This window comes from Synechococcus sp. 1G10, from assembly GCF_002252625.1.
Taxonomy (GTDB): Bacteria; Cyanobacteriota; Cyanobacteriia; order PCC-6307; family Cyanobiaceae; genus Regnicoccus_A.
Genome location: NZ_NQKW01000058.1, coordinates 1 through 1,338, shown reverse-complemented (window position 1 = coordinate 1,338; position 1,338 = coordinate 1). Strand labels below are relative to the sequence as shown.

Annotated in this window: 1 pseudogene; it reads left to right on the top strand. The window is 57.8% G+C overall.

Annotation, left to right across the window (positions count from 1 at the left end):
• Positions 1 to 143 precede the first annotated feature (143 nt).
• A pseudogene (locus tag CJZ82_RS17425) lies at positions 144 to 929 on the top strand (integron integrase).
• The last annotated feature ends 409 nt before the right edge of the window (positions 930 to 1,338 follow it).

Below are 1,338 nucleotides of genomic sequence, written 5' to 3'. Positions count from 1 at the left end.
GCAGCAAGATGGGCCAAAGGACAAGAGCAGTCCCGATAAAACCAGGCCCAGCTTGGCCGCACAACGACCCTTGTGCCTGACTTTCAGTCGGCCCTGCTGTTCATGGCCCCTGAAGCCCGCTCCCCGGGATTGATTCAGCGTTATTGGGAGAGCTGCAGGTGAGCGCCTCTACCCAGAACCAGGCCTTAAGGAAGCTGCTGTTTCTGTTTCGGGAGCTGTTGGAGCGGGATGTGGAGCTCGAGGGTGTGGTCCGGGCGCGGACGTGCAAGCGGCTGCCGGTGGTGCTCAGTGAGGGGGAGGTGAAAGCCGTTCGTCAGCGCCTTGAGGGTGTGCCGGCGTTGGTCGTGGGGTTGCTCTATGGCAGTGGTCTGCGGCTCATGGAGGCGCTGAGGTTGAGGGTCAAGGATCTGGACTTCGATCGTCGCGAACTGGTGGTTCGTGATGGCAAGGGAGGAAAGGATCGGCTCACGATGCTTCCCCAGAGCCAGATGGCTGCACTGCGGCAGCATCTGCTTGAGGTGCGACGGCTTCATCAGGGGGATCTGGTGGCCGGATGGGGCCGTGTGCTCATGCCATACGCCCTGGCACGGAAGTATCCCAACGCAGATCAGGAGTGGGCCTGGCAATGGGTGTTTCCCCAGCAGAAGCGCTGGCTGGATCGCAGAACAGGGGCTCAGGGGAGACATCATCTTGACCCCACCGTGGTGCAGCGGGCCGTGAAGCAGGCAATGGCTGACGCTGGAGTGAGCAAAGCTGCCAGCTGCCATACGTTTCGCCATTCCTTTGCCACGCACCTTCTGTAACGGGGCCAGGACATCCGTACGATCCAGGAATTGCTGGGTCATCAGGACGTGAGCACCACGATGATCTACACCCATGTGCTCAACCGTGGACCCCTGGGCGTGAGCAGCCCCGCAGACTTTATGTAGCTGCACGAACAAGTGGTTCACTGACTAGAGAACCACATGAGGGTTCCCCTTAAGGATCGGAAGGATCTAGGTTGCTTGGGGTTTTTAACCGAGTCGAATCCACTCGATGGCCTTGGTTCACAGAAGCAATGGCGTGAGCCGGGCAGGTTCTCAGAACCGTCCAATGACAAGTTAGGCACCACTATTGGATGGTGGTGGGATTAAGTCAAGGCTTCAATCTGATCCAAGATATTGACAAGAACCAGTGGATTGCCAGTTGTATATGCAGTCAAGATCGTCGTTGCCAAAGGCAAAACAGCTGCCAATACCCCTACTTGATTAGGCAGCAAGCTCCGCCAGCAGGCCTTTTTGGTCTAAGCTAGTACGCATGTACCAGGCGTGCCTGTCATGGCCATGAATCGGATCCAGT